The organism is Parabacteroides sp. APC149_11_2_Y6 (assembly GCF_054506995.1).
In genome coordinates this window covers 4,115,252-4,132,722 of sequence record NZ_CP173709.1, presented here as the reverse complement: position 1 = coordinate 4,132,722, position 17,471 = coordinate 4,115,252, and the positions used below count along the sequence as shown (strand labels likewise).

The window sequence follows — 17,471 nt, the reverse complement described above, 5'->3', positions numbered from 1 at the left end:
GCTAATTATGAACGTAAGTACCGATGTTTTCCCCACTCATCACCTTTTTCAGGTTTCCGTTTGTATCCATATCGAATACGATAATGGGGAGATTGTTTTCTTTGCACATCGTAGTTGCCGTAAGGTCCATCACCTTCAGGCCGCGGGTGTAGATTTCATCGTAGGTAATATCGCTGAACTTCGTAGCTGTCGGGTCTTTTTCCGGGTCGGCTGTATAGATACCGTCTACACGGGTTCCTTTTAACATGACGTCTGCCTCGATTTCAATACCACGCAGGGATGAGCCTGTATCGGTTGTAAAGAACGGGTTGCCGGTACCGCCCGACATGATTACGACATTCCCCTGTTCAAGCAATTCGATAGCACGCCATTTATTGTAAAATTCTCCAATCGGTTCCATACGGATAGCTGTCAGGACTTTTGCTTTTACTCCCTGTGCAACAAGGGCGGAGCTTAATGCCAAACTGTTGATAACCGTTGCCAGCATCCCCATCTGGTCGCCTTTTACACGGTCGAATCCTTTGGATGCACCGCTTAAACCACGGAAGATATTACCGCCGCCAATCACGATACCGATTTGCACGCCCATCTCGGCAATTTCCTTGATTTGTGCAGCATATTCATTCAGACGGACTTCGTCTATACCATATTGTTTACCACCCATAAGCGACTCGCCGCTTAGTTTCAACAGGATACGTTTGTATTGAGCCATATCACCTTAATTTGTTAAATAGATTGTTGTTCACGCAAAAATACAGTATTTAGGTTAGTTTGCAATGGCATCAACCCATTTAGTGGTTTAAAAATAATCGGGGGGCAATCTATTAATGTATGAGAAATGTCATACGATTGTAATATCGGGCCTGTATATTTGTCCGACAAAAAGAATTAGTTCTGCTTATTTTGAAGGCACAGAAGATTAACCGAGACTTTATTCCTGACTTTTGCGACAGTCCTCCTTTCAGCGGAAAGAACGGACTGTCGTAATTTTTATAACAGGTGGGATACTTCTTTAAACGCATATCGCCGTATGCTTCCGTCATGGAGCTGGAGGAGCAGGTGGCCGGTCGGTTCGATGGCATGGATACGAGCCTCGAACTCGCCTTGTTCATCCCGGTACGGATAGAAACCGTTATTGCGGAAGAGCGCTTTCATATAGGCCGTGCGTATTTCATCCTCTTTCTCTTGCAGAAGGGCAAGGTAATAGTTGGAGAAGATACGGAGGAAACGCTTTAAAACTTCTTCGCGGTCCTGTTCTTTTCCTGTAATTTGGTATAAAGAAACCGGATTGGGTGCATTGCTGCGGAATAGTTGCTGGTTGATGTTGATGCCGATACCAATTACGGAGCAATACAGGTTCCGGCCTGATAAATCGTTCTCGATAAGCATGCCGCATATCTTTTTATCTTCCCGGTAAATGTCGTTCGGCCACTTGACGGAAACTCCTTCCGTATAAGCATCTAAAGTCTCTTTGACGCTTAATGCGGCAATCTGGGAGATAAGGAACTGGCGGTTTGCCGGAAGAAAATCCGGATAAAGCAGTATGCTGAACATTAGGTTCTTTCCTTTTTCCGATTCCCAAGTGTTGCCCGGCTGTCCTTTTCCACAGGTCTGGAAATCGGCGACGACAAGGCTGCCTTCCGGCAATGTCTCATGGCGGGATAGTTCACGCAGGTAGTTATTGGTAGAGTCTGTTTCCTGCAAACGGATAATCCGTGGTGTATCCTTTTCGTTATTCATTGTATGTGTCTCTAATTTTACGGGGTAATTTGGAAATGACTTCCCGGTAGGAATGATGAATCCAATGGCATATCTCATCGTCTGGCATATCCCGTTCCAGATAAATGGTATTCCAGTATTTCTTGTTGAAATGGAAAGCGCCTTCCACGGCATTGTAGCGTTCGCGCAGGTCTTCCGTGTAATCGGTACTGCACTTCAATGATACATGAGGTTCGACGGCATCGAGGGGAAGGAGCAGGTACATTTTCCCTTCGACCTTAAAAACAAGCGATACATCGTCGAAAGGGAAACACTCTGTTGTGTTCTTCAACGACAGGCAATATTCGCGGACTTCTTCTATATTCATCGTTTATTCCATTTAAAAGATTAACGGCAGGGGGCATAAAACGCATCTTCAATGTGTTCTATTTCGTATCCTTCCTTTTTCTTTATTAGGGTAATGATGTCGAAACGTACAGGCAATTCGATGCTGAAAAGACGGGCGTAGGCATCTGCGGCAACTACGATACGGCGAATCTTTGCATTATCGACGGCATCTTCCGGTGCGAGCAGGTAATCTTCGGAGCGGGTCTTAACTTCTACAACCACCAGTTCGCCCTCTGCTACAGCTACGATATCCAGCTCATAATGATGCCAGTGCCAGTTGGTATGTGAAACAACGTATCCCCGTTTTTCCAGATATTCGCGGGCGATGTTTTCTCCTTCTTTTCCTGTGTCGTTTCGTTTGGCCATCCCTATTTAATATGCACAAATATAATGTTTTTCTTTTTTATTTGCCCTTTCACTTGTACATTTGCACGCATATGAAAATAAAACGTAAATATTCGGCCCCGCAACCTAACCACCCGCGTGTGCATAAGGTTACATTCATGCTTAATGACGATGAGCATAAAGCCGTGACACGTTATCTCTCCAGATATAAAATCATTAATAAGTCACGTTGGTATCGTGAAACCATCCTGTCGCATATACTGAAAACGCTCGAAGAGGATTATCCTACCCTCTTCAATGAAAATGAAATGAGACGATGATAAATCCTTTCGATGACGAGTATTTTATGAAGCAAGCGCTGGTGGAAGCGCGTGCAGCCGCAGCTGAGGGCGAAGTGCCTGTCGGTGCGGTAGTGGTATGTAATAACCGGATTATTGCCCGTGCCCATAACCAAACTGAACGGCTGAACGACCCGACGGCACATGCGGAAATGTTGGCGATTACGGCAGCAGTCGGTGTTTTGGGAGCCAAATATTTAACGGGATGCAGTCTGTATGTGACGGTGGAACCCTGTGTGATGTGTGCCGGAGCTATCGGATGGGCACAGGTTAGTAGGATTGTATACGGGGCCTCGGACGAGAAAAGAGGTTTCCAGCAGTTTGCCCCTAAGGCCATGCATCCTAAAGCTGTGATAAAACAAGGCGTGATGGAAACGGAATGTATGCAGGAGATGCAGAATTTCTTCAGGCAGCGGCGTTAAATTTATATAGCGGCTTTCTTTTGTTTCATCCTTATGAAACTTTCTTCTCTTCACAGTGAAATTTTTTTCTCATCGGGGTGAGAATATTTTCTCAAAGTATTATTTCACTTCCTCATAATCCACATATTCACCTTCATCTTTGGTGAAAATCTTTTTACGTGAGGATGCATGAGAATACTCTTTGGTATTCCGCTGTTCCGAGTAGTTATTATTGCTGTTTTGTCTGTGATGTCCTTCACTCTTTTTTCTGGTGTTACCGCCACTGCCGAATAAAATGTTTTTAAAAGCCCGTAAAATAGAGAAGCCCATTAGAAATACTAACAGGATAAAGAAGAAAAACATGACAAACAAAAATTTAAACATAACTCTTTACTTTGAAGTTTCAATTACCAAACACGAAGATATCAAATCTTGTTTATCCTCTTCTGTTAAAAATAGACAAGAGAATGTAGAGTAAAATAGTCCCTGCAATTCCTAATACTCCGAACAAGGCGAAGAATAGGACTGCACATGTCACTAATATATAGCGGAGTTCGTTGCCTTTCCATTTGAGGGATTTGATTTTCAGAGAGAACATCGGGATTTCCGATACCAGCAATAAAGAGGTCAGGACAGACAAAACAACGGTAACGCCGATAAATAAATATTCATGAGCTGGAATAAACGGAGCAACCGAATATCCTAAGGAAGCCCAGAATAAGGCATGTGCCGGTACCGGCAGGCCGATAAATGAGGTAGTCTGCCGTTCATCGATATTAAACTTGGCAAGCCGTAAACCGGATAAAGCGGGTATAACAAAAGCCAGGTAAGGAATATAACTTCCTATACAGCCTATTGGAGCAGATAGGCATGCCTGTTCCAGCAAGTGGTAAACAATCATACCCGGTGCCACACCAAAGCTGACAACGTCTGCCAACGAATCCAATTCTTTCCCTATCGGAGAATAAGCCTTTAGCATACGGGCGGCAAAACCGTCGAAGAAATCAAATATGGCAGCAAGAATAATCCATAAGGTAGCCAGAGGAAGGTCGCCTTTTAGTGCCATTACACATGCAATGCACCCGGATACCAGATTCAGGCAAGTTATGAAATTTGGAATACTCTTTCTAATCATCGTCTTTTTATTATTTGTTTAAACGGGCTATCGGTGTTTGGTTGCCGGTAACTTTCTGATCCATTTCAACCAGTACTTCAGTTCCTATCGGCAGATATACGTCGACCCGCGAACCGAATTTGATGAAACCCATTTGTTCGTCAACATGGCATTTCTCTCCGACTTTTGCATAGGTTACGATACGGCGTGCCATGGCTCCGGCAATCTGGCGTGCCAACACGTCTACTCCATTCTTGGTAGTGATAACTACTGCCGAACGTTCGTTCTCAGTACTGCTTTTAGGTAAATATGCCGCCATGAAACGACCGTTCTGGTGTGAAACATGCTTTACCGTTCCGTTAACAGGAAACCAGTTGGCATGTACGTTGAAAACAGACATAAAAATAGAAACCTGCAAACATTTCTTGTGCAGTATTTCGTTTTCCATCACTTCTTCAATAGCTACAATCGTACCATCGGCGGGTGCAATAACCAATCCTTCCGAGTCGTAAGGGAAACGGCGGAACGGACTGCGGAAAAAGTTAAGTACCAATAAAAACAAGGCAGTGGTAATGGAAGCTACAGTATAGAATACCCAGCTTTTACCAATTGTGTGGTACAGTGTAACATTCACAATGAAGAATATTGTGAATAAAGTTAACAACAGACCTGTTCCTTCCTTATGTACTTTCATTCTTTAATTTATCTGCTATGTTTAATATAAGAATTTGCAAAAATATTCATTTTTACCGAATAACAAAAATATATCACCCTTTCACCGCTTCTATTTGGTCTAATTCGACATACCAAAGATATCCTTCCACTTGTTCGTATCCCATCTGACGAATGAGTTTCAGATAATTTCTGACCTGGCTGTGATAACGTTTATCCGGATGTTCTCCGAATTTATAATCAACCACAATGACCCGGTCTCCGGTAATCATTACCCGGTCGGGACGTTTCGATAAACCGTTTCCGAACAGGATGTCCACTTCATTTAATATGCGTGCTTCGCCATTATACCAGGGTGCGACTTCCGGATTATCCAGCAAATTGCCGAGTCTTTGTTTCAGTTCGGCAGCCTCCTCTTTATTAATAACACCTGAGAGGCGATAAGTTTCTACGGAAACGGGAATATCTTTTCGGGTATGGATGTGGCTTAGCACTTCGTGCATCAGTGTACCGTGCTTTCTGCGCTCATTATCAAAGAAGAAGCCTTTACCATGCAAGCGAAGCCGCAACCGGTCGTCCGGTGAAATGGATTTTAGATTTGTCATTTCGATTTCTTCTGTTTCGCCATTCTCTTTTGGGGATACAGGATGCCACCAGTTGCCCAGTTCGAATATGCCGTCGGCAAGATTGAACGAGTCAGGCAAAGAGATAAGCGGTTCACCGTCGCGGGTAGTACCGGCAGTTGTATGCAAGCCAGCCCAGAGTGCATCAGTCAGTGTGGAAATACGTTCGACGTCTCCGGTCTCTTCTTTTATCTTTTTGGGGCGTGGGGAGAAAACGATGAGCTCTTCCTTAGCACGTGTAAATGCAACATATAATGTATTCAGGTTATCGATAAAAGCATGCAGCCGTTCCCGGAAATAATCTTCTGCAAAAATGGTGTTTGCCAGTCCTTGCCCGTAGCGGACAGGAACCAGATGAAGACGGTCGAATGGCTTTTCTTCCGGATGGCACCAGAGAATGACAGGTTTGGTCGGTTTATGGTCTATTTCCCAATCTCCGAAAGGAACGATAACCGCTTTGAATCCGAGTCCTTTCGATTTGTGAACTGTCATAATCCGGATAGCGTTCTGTGCATCGGGTGTTGCGATTGTCTTTTTATAGCCGGTTTCGTCCCACCATTTAAGGAAACGTCCGAGGTCGGCACTTTCTTTCTGACCATATTCCGAAACCATATCCAGAAATGCCTGTACGAATACCTGTTCGTTTTCCGGGAAGTTTACAGAGAACAGACGGAATAATCCTTCAGTAATTTCGTATAGCGATTGACGCGACAACGCATGCAGCGAACGGATTATTTCCGGAGGGAAAGAAGTCTCTTCCGTCCCGAAGGTGCCGGTAAGTACCTGATAAGAGTATAGAACGATCCGCCCATTTATCATATCTTCCGGATTTTTCAGGTAACGCAATACTGAGATAATAAAACGTACGGCAGCCGAACTACTGATGAATAGTGCGTCGTCCGATATAATATCGTAATGGTACTGTTCGGACGGATGTTCTTCTTTATAACTCAGTAGAGTATCGGCAACCTTAGCTCCTTCCTGGTTTGTCCGTACCAGAATGGCAATATCTTTCAGGGCGTAACCATTATCCTGTAGCTGTTGAAGGATTTTCGGTATACATTCCATCGCTTCTTCTTTCCAGTCTTTCTCTTCATCGCCGGATAAAAATTCAATTCGCACATGCCCGTCTTTTTTCTGGAAAGGCAGTGGCACCTGCTGATAACTCTTATCGTAGGCAGACATGATTTTGGTGAAGTATTCCGCTTGTTGTTCCTCATTCAGTGAGGAAGCAGAGAGGGTTTCGTTATAGAAAACCTGTAGTACCCCCGGGATAGTAGTAAAAAGGGCATTGTTAAATTCCACAATATGCCGGCAGCTTCGCCAGTTGTCTTTTAAAGTATCCTCCCGTAATTGTTCCGCAGAGAAATCTGCCTTAACCTGCTTGTCCAGCAGTTTCCAGTCCGAGTTGCGGAAACGGTAGATACTCTGTTTCACATCTCCTACAATCAGGTTGGCACGGGCATGGGAAAGACTTTCCTCTATCAACGGACGGAAATTATTCCACTGCATACCGCTGGTGTCCTGAAATTCGTCTATCATGTAATGGTCTACATGCGTTCCTGTCTTCTCGTAAACGAAGGGAGTGTCGCTACCGCCTATTACTTTGTTCAACAGTTCGGTCGTATCGGCTATCAGCATGATATTCTTTTCTTCCCGGTAGGCTGCAATCTGGCGGGATACATCCGTCAGGATTCCTAAGGTATAGTAATAACGGACAATTTCACGTGCCGTATTGTATGCCGTTAGATTGCCGAAAAGGGCGATGATACCTTTGATGCAGTCGTTCAGTCCGTCATCAAAAGCACATCCTATAATCTGGCGGGTTCCTATAGGCGTTGTTTTTTTGAAACAGGCCTCGATATTGTCCGCCATATTGCAAAACGTGGCATTCGGAGTTTTCATTTCTCCCTGTGCCAGCTTGGCAAAGAGGGAGACGGTGATATTACCTCTGGAGAAGTCTTCCTGTTTCAGCCCGTATTTGTTCATGACGGCTAAGCCGCGTTCTCCTAATTCTTTTGCGTTAGTCTCGACCGAACGGATAATGCCGTATAAATCGTTTTTATAGGTTTCCAGCGCTTTCTTATCGGAAATATCCCGGTTTACCTGCTCGCTGAATGTTTTGTAGCTTTCTTTGAAAACTTCCCGGCTGAGTGCCATGATGTCTTTACGGAGATTCCATTCTCCACCGTTCTCGATCTTATCTTCTGCAAAACGGAGTAACCATCCTAATAGTTCCTTGCTTTCTGGCTTTTCCAAGTCACCCAGCAAACTGTCGATGGCGGCGGTGAGGACCAACTCCTGGTCCATCTCGATGCCATATCCACCCTGCAAACCGATTTCCCGGGTGAAGGCACGCATGGTTTGCTGGAAGAAGCGGTCTATGGTGCTGATATTAAAAGCCGAATAGTCATGTAGGATGTCAATCTGTATTTTTGCCGCCTGTTTTCTTACCTGTTCTTCTGTGAGGGAATAAGCGGATTGCAGTAAATCCACATAATCGGACTTTTTTCCGGAAGCCAGATTGTAAAGTTCGCTTACGATACGGCTTTTCATCTCATCTGTTGCCTTGTTGGTAAAGGTTACGGCAAGGATACGGCGGAATGCTCCCGGTCCGTTGAACAGCAGGGTCAAATATTCGCCGGTCAACTTATGGGTTTTTCCGGCTCCGGCAGAAGCTCTGTAAACAGTCAGCATAATAAACGATTAGATGATACGGCTTTTGGTGTAACCTTCTTTTTGCAGGATTTCCAATACTTTCGGTCGAAGGTCGCCTTGTACGATAATTTCGCCGTCTTTGGCGGAACCGCCGACTCCGCATTTCACTTTCAGCATCTTGCCCAAAGCTTCCATGTCTGCGGTTGTTCCGCGGAAACCGGTAACCAGAGTAACGGCTTTTCCGCCTCTGTTCCGTTTGTCGAGGGATATACGTAATTGCTGTTTTTCTTTAGGAAGGGTATCTTCTTCCTCTTCGTTTCCTGTATTATATTGAAAATCCGGGTTGGTAGAATACATCACACCCAGACGGTCTTTCCAGTCATTATTCTTCATATATTCATTATTCTTTATGGGTTCAAATCTACAAATTAACGGCGGGATAAACAATATTACAGACAATATTACCTATCTTTGCCGAAACAGTATGATTTTCAATGAATATTGTTGCTTTATCTGATAGGGTATGAGGAAGTCCGGTTATATATTTATCTTATTAATACATTTATTTTGTTGTTGCCAGGCGTTGTTTGCCCAGCAGCATACTCCCAAAGATTATATTCTTGTATTCCATTCCATCAATTTTAATGAAACCTGGACCCATGAGACTTTTGAGACAATCCGCACTACATTTACATCGGAAGGGTATCTGGTAAGGGGAGAAGAATTACAAATTCCGGCTATCAAGGATACCACCGAGATTTTGGATAAACTGGCCTATTTGCGGGAGGAATATGCTGTTCCGCCCAAAATGGTTGTTTGTATAGGCGATCCGGCATGGCTTCTTATCCGTCCGCTGTTCGATGACGAATGGAAAGACGTCCCCATCCTTATCTGTTATTCACGCGGAATGGTGCCACGGAATACAAAAGATATGGTGGAGCGCAAACTGGACCCCGATAAAACGATGGTACCTACATCGACGATTGTCGATGGCTATGACGTATGTACCCTTCGGCAGCCTCTGTATATCCGCGAGACAATCGAAACGATGCAAAAGTTGCAGCCCGGATTGAATAAGGTGGCATTTATCGCCGACAACCGCTATATCAGCATCCTGACCCGTCAGGAGTTACAGTCTGTATTGGAACAAGAATTTCCCAAGATACAACTGGATGTGCTTTCATGGCCGGAACTTTCCACCGAGAATTTGCTGGACACGCTTACTACATATAGCAATAAGAATACAGGTATCATTTATTACTCTTGGTATGCCACACCCCAAAAGGATGAGAACCATTATCTGGTGGATAATGTGCAGAAGATGACAAACAGTTTTTCGAACCCTCCGGTCTACCTTGTTGTCGATTTAGGCTTGGAGAATGGGAACTTTGCCGGCGGACATTATATCTCTGTCGACGATTTTAATGAAACCGTAGTGGCTACTATGAAAAAAAAGTTGCAAGGTGGGCCGTGTGTTTGCAGCGACCTGATAGCAGGAACCCCAAAAACCTATCTGAACTATCAGCATTTATATACACATGGCATAGCCCCTTCTAATTATCCCGGTAGTGCGGTTTATTTTGACGAGCCTCCCACATTTATAGAGAAATATAAGATGCCCATTATCGGCGGAGTCGTTATCTTTTTTCTTTTGCTTTCAATTATCTTCCTTCGTATGCGTCTCCTTATTCTGAAACAGCGTGAGAATGAGAAAGAATATCTTGCAGCGAAACGTACCGAAGAATTGAACCGGAAATACCGCCTGATACTGAAAGCCAGTAGAACTACGGCATGGGTATGGGATGTACATAAAAGGCAGATTCATTGTGACCAGGAATCCTTCGCTTCGGAAACTATGTATAAAAACGGACGGTATACCGTGGAAGAAGACGACTTCTTTAGGATGATACATCCGGATGACAATTCCAAGGTACGGAGGGCCTACCATCAGCTTATAATGGAAAAGACGGATATAATGCATGAGGAATTTCGTTTCTTCCGCCCGGATACAGGCTTGTACGACTGGTTGGAATGTTATGCCATTGTTGGAGAAAGAGGGCCGGAGGATGCCGTTAGCATGTTGGTAGGGAGTTCTGTTGTCATTTCCGATAGGAAAAAGATGGAGGAGGAATTGCGGGAGAAAGAGAAGATAGAAGAAGCCAACCGCCTGAAGTCTGCTTTCCTTGCCAATATGAGCCATGAGATACGGACCCCGCTGAATGCCATCGTCGGTTTCTCCAATTTGATAGCTCAGGAGGATAGCCCCGCCGAGGAACGGGATGAGTTCCGTAAAATAATAGAGACAAATAATGAACTGCTGTTGCAACTTATTAATGATATACTCGACCTCTCCAAGATTGAGGCGGGCAAACTGGACTTTACCTTTAGTTATGTGGATGTGACGGAGATGTTGAACCGCCTGTTCCAAGTATTTAGTGATAAGGTAAAACCCAATGTCGCTCTAAAATGTAATGTCCCGGCAGACCCCTGTTTCATCCATTCCGAGAGAAACCGGCTGATACAGGTGATTACGAATTTCCTGACGAATGCCTGCAAGTTCACCAACGAAGGCTCTATTACAATGGGGTATGAAGAAATAGAAGGAGGATTGCGCTTTTATGTGACCGATACGGGAAAAGGCATAGCCGAAGAAAACGTCCCTCACGTATTCGAACGGTTTGCCAAGTTTGACGCCTTTATCCAAGGTTCCGGGCTGGGCTTGTCCATCTGCCAGATGATTATCGAATGCCTGAAAGGAGAAATCGGAGTGGAATCGAAAGAAGGGGAAGGCAGTACCTTCTGGTTTACCATCCCCTGTGAAGTCTTTGGCTCATTGCCGGAGACAAAAGATACTTCATCTCCGGCAGAGTAAGCCTTGTTTATTTCTGTATCAGAACAACGGCATAGGCAGAGATACCTTCCTGCCGTCCGGTAAAACCAAGCTTTTCAGTCGTTGTCGCTTTGATGGAAATATCATCGGCATCCACTTGCAGCACATCTGCCAGAACCCGTTTCATTTCCGGAATATGGGGATTCAGTTTCGGGCGTTCGGCTGCAATCGTAGCATCGATATTGCTCAGTGTATATCCCGCATCCCGTAATAGTTCCATGGTATCGAATAAAAGGATTTTACTGTCTATATCCTTATATTCGCCCGCGGTATCGGGAAAATGGTAACCTATATCCCGCATATTTGCAGCCCCCAGCAGCGCATCGCAAATAGCATGGATTAATACATCCGCATCACTATGCCCTTGCAGGCCCATTGTATGTTCAATCTTTATACCCCCCAGCCACAGGTCGCGGTCCGGAACCAGGGCATGTACATCATAACCGAAGCCAACTCGTATTTTCATTGCTTTTCTATTTAATCGTTATCTTATTTCGTTGTGCCTATCCAGGTCCATTTGTGCCAGATGCTTTCCAGCGGACCTTGTTTGTGTTTACCGAGCCACCATTTACAGAACAGTATTTGCAGGAAGAAAGATGCGAAACCGATAAGCAAACTGAGAGTATAACCGCAATAAGGCGCCAGATAAAGCCCGAACGGGAAATAAATGAGAGCCCCGAAAATAGACTGCGTGATATAGTTGGTAAGGCTCATCTTTCCGTAGAAACGTAAATTAGATACCGCTTTGCGGAATGCTTCCCTTTGGTACAGCAATACGAATGAAGCGACCAGCACAAAGGTAAATGCCAGTTTCTGCCACATATCGAATACCGTTCCGACCGTGTTTTGAATAAGTGCGTCATTCCCCATAACCAGCTCTTTCAACTGGTATAACGGAGCGAAAGCAACAGCACCGATAATCAGCGCCTTTATCCAAAAGGCGGTATGCTTTTCGGATGTTACAAAAAGTTCCTTCCTTCCGATATAGAGTCCCAGCAGGAACAGCCCGGCTGTTTGCAGGTAGCGGCCTGCCCCGATAGCCCACAGCAGGCTGGCTTTCTGTCCGTAGGTGATATTCTCCAAGATAAATGTGCCGAAATCCCCGGCTTTGGTATATTCCGCCACTCTGCCATACATGGCGCCTACGCCTAAATCTGGCAGTTGGTAAGACGGGTTAACGAGGCTCGCAATGTAATGGAACCACTCGATCGGTTGCAACAGGAACAGGATAGCCGTTATCAATACAGCCTTGTCGCTCCAGTTGCGGACGATAAACAAGACCAATCCGACTACGGCAAACAGTAGCAAAACATCGCCTGCCGGGAAGAAGGCGGCATTTAATGTGGCAAATCCCACCAACAGCACCAGCCTCCATAAAAAACGGTAGCCGAAGTCTTTTCCCTGTACCTTCTGGTTATTGCTTTGGATATAAAATGTAAATCCGAACAATAAAGCGAAGATGGCATACGATTTGCCGGCAAACAGGGCAAATGTGGCATTAAACACGCCCAAGTCCAGGATATGCAACCAATTGGGTGAATCGGTCGGGTAGACTGGGAAAATGAAATGTTCCAGATTATGAACTAAAATAATCGCCATTACGGCAAAACCTCGTAAGGCATCTACTACCTCGATGCGTGATGATTTCTTAACAGGAGACTCCATGCGTTCTGTTTATTTTAATAGAGTTTTAATACTTTCCAAATCAAATGACAGTGTAAAACGGAGAGTCTGGTCCAACGGATTGTTGCGGGTGGTACTAACCAGATAGGCTGCATCTATTTGAAAAGCACTGATCCGGAAGCCTGCCCCTGCCGAGAGATATTGGCGGTTTCCCATTTGTTTATTCTCATAGAAGTAACCGCTACGGATGAAAAACTGTTCCTTGTAGCTGTATTCCGCTCCAAATGAAACCATTATTTCGCGTAATTCTCCGGCAAATCCGTCTGGGGAATCTCCAAACGATTCAAAGATACCAACAATACCCGACATAGAGCGATACTTCTCTTGCCTTTTGATGAAATCGGCTTCATTTTCGCTTGCACCCCGGATAGGTTCGGTGGGCACAAGGTATTTGCTTACATCCAGATGCAGGCTGAGGCGGCTGCTCGTATTCAATGGGTAGGATAAGCCGGAACCGATGGCAAGTTTGGCAGGCAGGAAGTGGTAGCTGTTGCCTTCATCGTAAGAGATACGTGTCCCGATATTGGAAAGATTGAACCCGAATGTCCATAGTACGTCTTTCGTTTGCATCCTCAGGTATTTGTGGAGATAGCCGGATATGTCGGCAGAGAAAGCATTTCCGGCATACGGTGCATCCTGTGGGGCTGTCCCCATATCGGAGCGGATATAGCGTAAGGTAACAGCCGTGGAGTAAGATTGGGATAGCTTGCGGCTATAGCTGAAATCGAAAGCCATTTCATAGGGATGGATGGACAGGGGGATGTCGCCATTATATGCAGGCACGCTGCCCAAAGAGAAATACCGGAGGGATGCGCCTATCGCTTGTTCTTCATACTTGCCGGTTTGGTAGTAGCCGGAGAGATTTATCAATGCGATGTCGTTAATCAGCTTATGCAGCCAGGGGGTATAGGAGAGGGATATACCCGCCTTGCTGTGCATAAACAGATATTTTGAAGCGTTCCAATACTGCGAATTTATATCCGGCAAGGTAGAGGTGCCGTTGTCTCCCATAGCTCCCCCGCGTGCATCTGGGGCTATGGATAAGGAAGGAACTGCCGTGTTGAGCGGAGTAAATCTGGTTTTATCTATTTCTTCTGCCTTTGAGGTAGAACATAACATACATAAACTGAGAAACTGTATAATACAGATTTTGGTTATATCCATCGTAATTGATTTTTACATATAAACGCATTTGTCGGGTGTTTATTGTACTGTTATGGTAAAGTTATGGTGGAATAAGAATAGGTAGTTCTCCAAAGACTAAGTTAAGATTTGACAAATATATAAAGATATTATTATACATTAATGTTATAATCCTTTGATTATTAAGGCTTATTACTTATGAAAAATGCTCAAAACCGTGAGGATATATGAATCTCAACAACTTTCACGGCATGAAAAATATTAAGAGATTCTAATTTTTAACTTAGTCTTTGGAGAACTCGCAGACTTTATTGCAGATGATGAGATAGCTGGCGCGGAGGTCAATAATTGGACGTAATAATTTTAGACGCGGATTTGCGCGAATTACGCGGATTAAGAGAAAAGAGAGAAAACCAACAATTGTTGATGGGCTGTTTTCTGTATTTAATCCGCGTCATCCGCGTCAGAAAATGAAATCTGCGTCAATCTGCATACATGAATAGGGTAGTAACAAACAATTAATTATATATGAATATGAACACAAAACTACAAGGTCTATGTCCCTCTATCAGACCGGTACAGGCACTCGCGGCAAGCGTATATCTGCTTGCTGCCGTGCTGCTTGCCTCCTGTACATCGGAATCGGACAAGACAAACCGGACATCTACGGATGAAGCGGACAGTGCAAACAAACGCGAAGTGCTTATTTCCTTTAAGAACAAGCTCACAGTGAAAACAACGAAGGCGGAAACGAAAGCCGATGCTCCCATTGCCACCGAAGCGGAAAACGAAATCGCAACGCTCGATGTCTATGTATTCGGAGCGAAAGCCGAAGGAGACGTTTATACTTTCCGCGAACGGTTCTCCTACCGGCAGGACGGTTCGGCACTACCTACCGGGGCAAAAGAATTAGACCTTACACCGAGCGTTGACAATGCCACGACTACCGCCTTGCTGGAACTGCAAAAAGGCCTGTTTGTCCGTCTCTACTGCATAGCCAACCAAACGGAACTGATGAATCCTACAGACGGCACTCCGGTAGCCGATACCTATTTCACCCCGCTTACTTATGATATGGAAACAGGTGTCCTGACAGATGGAACCCCTTCGGAGAAAGACTTCTGCAAGTTCCATTCCCCATTATTAACCGCTACCTCCGAGGCATTAGGCTTGCCCCTTCCGATGACAGGGGCACAAACAACCCCTATCGACCTGACAGACTTTAGTTCTTCGGCTCGTGTACAGGTCGGTTTTAAGCTGACCCGCACAATGGCCCGTTTCGATGTAAGCAATATAGAGAAGGATTCCAAATTCCATCTGGAGTCTATATCTATGGGGAATGGACGGAGAGGGACTACCTTCTTCCCTGCAAAAGTATATGGCGCTGCCTCAGCAGCAGACGGGGAGTTAATTACTTACCCGGCATGCGCATTTGAAGGGGAGAAAGCCAATGAAGGCTTGCAGGTATCTGCATTCTACAGTTATCCCAGCCCGTTGGAAGATAAAGGCTACCTGATTCTAAGCGGTAGCTATCAGGTAAATAAAACAGAGGTAAAAGATGTTTCTTATCAGATACCGTTTATCCAGCAAACGGCTGATGGTGGGGAGGTTGTGCTGGAAATAAACAATAACCACCGGTACACTATCGGTATTACAAAAGCGGACGAATACCACCTGGACTTTACGCTGGATGTAGCCGAATGGGACGAAGGCGGCAGTCTGGACGACTACGACCCGAATGCAGGCACTGACGGAGGCGAAGCCACTATTACCATTGCTGATGCTTTGAAAGATAAGATAAGTTATAATGCTGATACCCGCACCGTAACCATGAATACCCTGAATGACGGCGATAACTTCACCGTAGAAATCGCTACCACCCACGAGCCGGAAGTACGGAAAACCTATTCCGGCAGCGTTGCCGCCCAGCAATACGACTGGCTGGAAGTAAGCGAGGCTGCCCCTGTTACAAAGGCTTCCGTTTCCGGTTATCAATATACCGTATCTGTAAAACCGGGTTATGATAAAGATGAATACCCCAAAGCCGTTATCCGTTTTGTAGACAAGGTAAGCGGAAGCGAAACAGTAGTAGCCGTTTCAACGCCTTTAGGAAAACCGGTCCTTTCTTCTCCTGCAACTGTCGTACTTAATGCTGCTGCCGACAACGAGGTTCCGGAACTTATTATAGAAGGACAATGTGCAGGCGGCTCCAGCATCGATGGCCCGGCATGGCTGACCTATGAAACCGCCGATACGGATGAGGAAAACTTCTCTTATAAAGTAAAACTGGTTCTTTCCAAAGAGGGTTTTCCGGAGAGCCTTCCTACAGCCCAGACGCTAACCATCACAAACAAGAGTGCAACCAATATGAAAACAACCGTAACGGTAAGTTTCAGCGAGGCGGACGCTTGGATAGCGGAAAATATAAATGGCTATGAAACGACTCATCATGATGCAGCCATAGGCTACCGGGTAAATAATACAGCCAGCAAAACATTGACCGTATCCTTTTATAGCATGTTTGCACCTGTGACATCAGAGATTCTCTATGACACGGATTATTGTAATTCAACCAATGGCGGTAATACCTGGTTAAACAATAGCAAACTTGCAAAAACAGAGATTGCCGGCAACCGCCGTAAATACACATACAACATCGTTGTCAATCAATCAACAGGAACAGATGCAGCCTACCAGCTCCATAAAGCAGTAATTAGTTTCAAACAGAACAACAATGAACTCAAATCCTATACCATCTGGCGTGGCGCTTCTTATGTCGGTTATCCGATAGAAGACGGTTCAGCCCTTTATTACTCGGCTGTAGAATATGAGGGGCTATATTGGGCGCCTGTCAATTGCGGTGCCAAACAAATATCACAAACTGTTACTACGGATGGCGTAGCTGGTAACGGTTATATGTATCAGTGGGGACGTAATGTGCCTTTTACATATGGTAATGATGCTTCTGATATCTATACCGGTTCCGACTGGCCATCCAGTGTAGAGGAAAGTATGCAGCCTCCTTATGCCGGCAAGTTTATAAAATGGAATAACAGTAATGGCTCCGACTGGTTGAAATCCGGCCACTTGGATGACCTCTGGACATTTACAAAAGGCAGTACCAATACCAACAATCCCTGTCCGAAGGGATGGCGTATCCCGATTTGGACAGGTGATAGTTCCGGAGAATTGGATAAGCTGGTGGGTAAGGGAACTAACAATGGCTCTTCCGGTAATCGTATCCTCACAATCCCCGGAAGTAATGGTCTTAATTTAGTGTTGCCTGCTGCGGGCTATCGGTACATCATTGATGGTTTGTCCGTCAGTCAGGGTAACAAAGGCGGCTACTGGTCGTCGTCGGTTCTGTCCGGTAGTACGGACGCCTGTTACGTGGGCTTCAGCAGTGCTACGTTCGGGCGGGGCGAAGAGTACAGGACGTTCGGGTACTCGGTTAGGTGTATCCGAGAAAAAAAGTAGGCAAACCGCCTGTCCCATCCG

The 17,471-nt window shown here is 45.1% G+C and carries 16 protein-coding genes; 4 read left to right on the top strand and 12 right to left on the bottom strand.

Annotation, left to right across the window (positions count from 1 at the left end; genetic code table 11):
- Window position 1: 1 nt before the first annotated feature.
- The 4 genes from pyrH to ACGE0T_RS17255 form a co-directional block, all read right to left on the bottom strand.
- A complete protein-coding gene (pyrH, locus tag ACGE0T_RS17270; protein WP_459187820.1) occupies window positions 2-712 on the bottom strand; it encodes a UMP kinase in 711 nt (236 codons plus the stop codon).
- 278 nt (window positions 713-990) lie between these two features.
- Window positions 991-1,740: a biotin--[acetyl-CoA-carboxylase] ligase gene (locus tag ACGE0T_RS17265; protein ID WP_459187819.1), complete on the bottom strand. Its 750-nt coding sequence runs from the start codon at window positions 1,738-1,740 to the stop codon at window positions 991-993.
- Window positions 1,733-2,086 carry an MmcQ/YjbR family DNA-binding protein gene (locus tag ACGE0T_RS17260; protein WP_459187818.1) on the bottom strand — a complete coding sequence of 118 codons (354 nt, stop codon included), beginning with the start codon at window positions 2,084-2,086 and terminating at the stop codon, window positions 1,733-1,735. The genes ACGE0T_RS17265 and ACGE0T_RS17260 overlap by 8 nt, the downstream gene beginning before the upstream one ends.
- Window positions 2,087-2,106: 20 nt before the next feature.
- A complete protein-coding gene (locus ACGE0T_RS17255; RefSeq protein WP_459187817.1) occupies window positions 2,107-2,472 on the bottom strand; it encodes a YraN family protein in 366 nt (121 codons plus the stop codon).
- A 71-nt stretch (window positions 2,473-2,543) separates the two neighbouring features.
- Here ACGE0T_RS17255 and ACGE0T_RS17250 point away from each other — a divergent pair, with 71 nt between their 5' ends.
- Together ACGE0T_RS17250 and ACGE0T_RS17245 are read left to right on the top strand one after the other, a co-directional pair.
- Window positions 2,544-2,771 (top strand): hypothetical protein, encoded by a 228-nt coding sequence (locus tag ACGE0T_RS17250; RefSeq protein ID WP_459187816.1) that lies wholly within the window; start codon window positions 2,544-2,546, stop codon window positions 2,769-2,771.
- Window positions 2,768-3,211: a nucleoside deaminase gene (locus ACGE0T_RS17245; RefSeq protein ID WP_459187815.1), complete on the top strand. Its 444-nt coding sequence runs from the start codon at window positions 2,768-2,770 to the stop codon at window positions 3,209-3,211. Before ACGE0T_RS17250 ends, ACGE0T_RS17245 begins: the two co-directional genes overlap by 4 nt.
- A gap of 99 nt (window positions 3,212-3,310) precedes the next feature.
- Here the strand turns inward: ACGE0T_RS17245 and ACGE0T_RS17240 are convergent, their stop codons facing one another.
- From ACGE0T_RS17240 to ACGE0T_RS17220, 5 genes are all read right to left on the bottom strand, one after another.
- Window positions 3,311-3,574: a DUF4834 family protein gene (locus ACGE0T_RS17240; RefSeq protein ID WP_459187814.1), complete on the bottom strand. Its 264-nt coding sequence runs from the start codon at window positions 3,572-3,574 to the stop codon at window positions 3,311-3,313.
- A 52-nt stretch (window positions 3,575-3,626) separates the two neighbouring features.
- Entirely contained in the window at window positions 3,627-4,325 is a 699-nt protein-coding gene (gene pssA / locus ACGE0T_RS17235) for a CDP-diacylglycerol--serine O-phosphatidyltransferase (RefSeq protein ID WP_459187813.1), read from the bottom strand.
- A gap of 10 nt (window positions 4,326-4,335) precedes the next feature.
- Entirely contained in the window at window positions 4,336-4,998 is a 663-nt protein-coding gene (locus tag ACGE0T_RS17230) for a phosphatidylserine decarboxylase family protein (protein ID WP_459187812.1), read from the bottom strand.
- 73 nt (window positions 4,999-5,071) lie between these two features.
- Window positions 5,072-8,296, bottom strand: coding sequence for a UvrD-helicase domain-containing protein (locus tag ACGE0T_RS17225; protein WP_459187811.1), 3,225 nt, complete (start codon window positions 8,294-8,296; stop codon window positions 5,072-5,074).
- 9 nt (window positions 8,297-8,305) lie between these two features.
- Complete coding sequence (locus ACGE0T_RS17220) at window positions 8,306-8,650, bottom strand: translation initiation factor (protein WP_459187810.1); 345 nt, start codon at window positions 8,648-8,650, stop codon at window positions 8,306-8,308.
- A 130-nt stretch (window positions 8,651-8,780) separates the two neighbouring features.
- Between ACGE0T_RS17220 and ACGE0T_RS17215 the strand changes: the two genes are divergently transcribed.
- On the top strand, window positions 8,781-11,129 hold the full coding sequence (locus ACGE0T_RS17215) for a sensor histidine kinase (protein WP_459187809.1): 2,349 nt from the start codon (window positions 8,781-8,783) through the stop codon (window positions 11,127-11,129).
- Between the two features lie 7 nt (window positions 11,130-11,136).
- Here ACGE0T_RS17215 and ispF read toward each other — a convergent pair whose 3' ends face one another.
- From ispF to porV, 3 genes are read right to left on the bottom strand one after another with little or no spacing between them, the layout of a single operon-like run.
- Entirely contained in the window at window positions 11,137-11,613 is a 477-nt protein-coding gene (gene ispF / locus ACGE0T_RS17210; RefSeq protein WP_459187808.1) for a 2-C-methyl-D-erythritol 2,4-cyclodiphosphate synthase, read from the bottom strand.
- A gap of 23 nt (window positions 11,614-11,636) precedes the next feature.
- Window positions 11,637-12,812, bottom strand: coding sequence for a DUF418 domain-containing protein (locus tag ACGE0T_RS17205; RefSeq protein WP_459187807.1), 1,176 nt, complete (start codon window positions 12,810-12,812; stop codon window positions 11,637-11,639).
- 9 nt (window positions 12,813-12,821) lie between these two features.
- Window positions 12,822-13,994 carry a type IX secretion system outer membrane channel protein PorV gene (gene porV, locus ACGE0T_RS17200; protein ID WP_459187806.1) on the bottom strand — a complete coding sequence of 391 codons (1,173 nt, stop codon included), beginning with the start codon at window positions 13,992-13,994 and terminating at the stop codon, window positions 12,822-12,824.
- 513 nt (window positions 13,995-14,507) lie between these two features.
- Here porV and ACGE0T_RS17195 point away from each other — a divergent pair.
- Entirely contained in the window at window positions 14,508-17,450 is a 2,943-nt protein-coding gene (locus ACGE0T_RS17195) for a fimbrial protein (protein WP_459187805.1), read from the top strand.
- Window positions 17,451-17,471 lie beyond the last annotated feature (21 nt).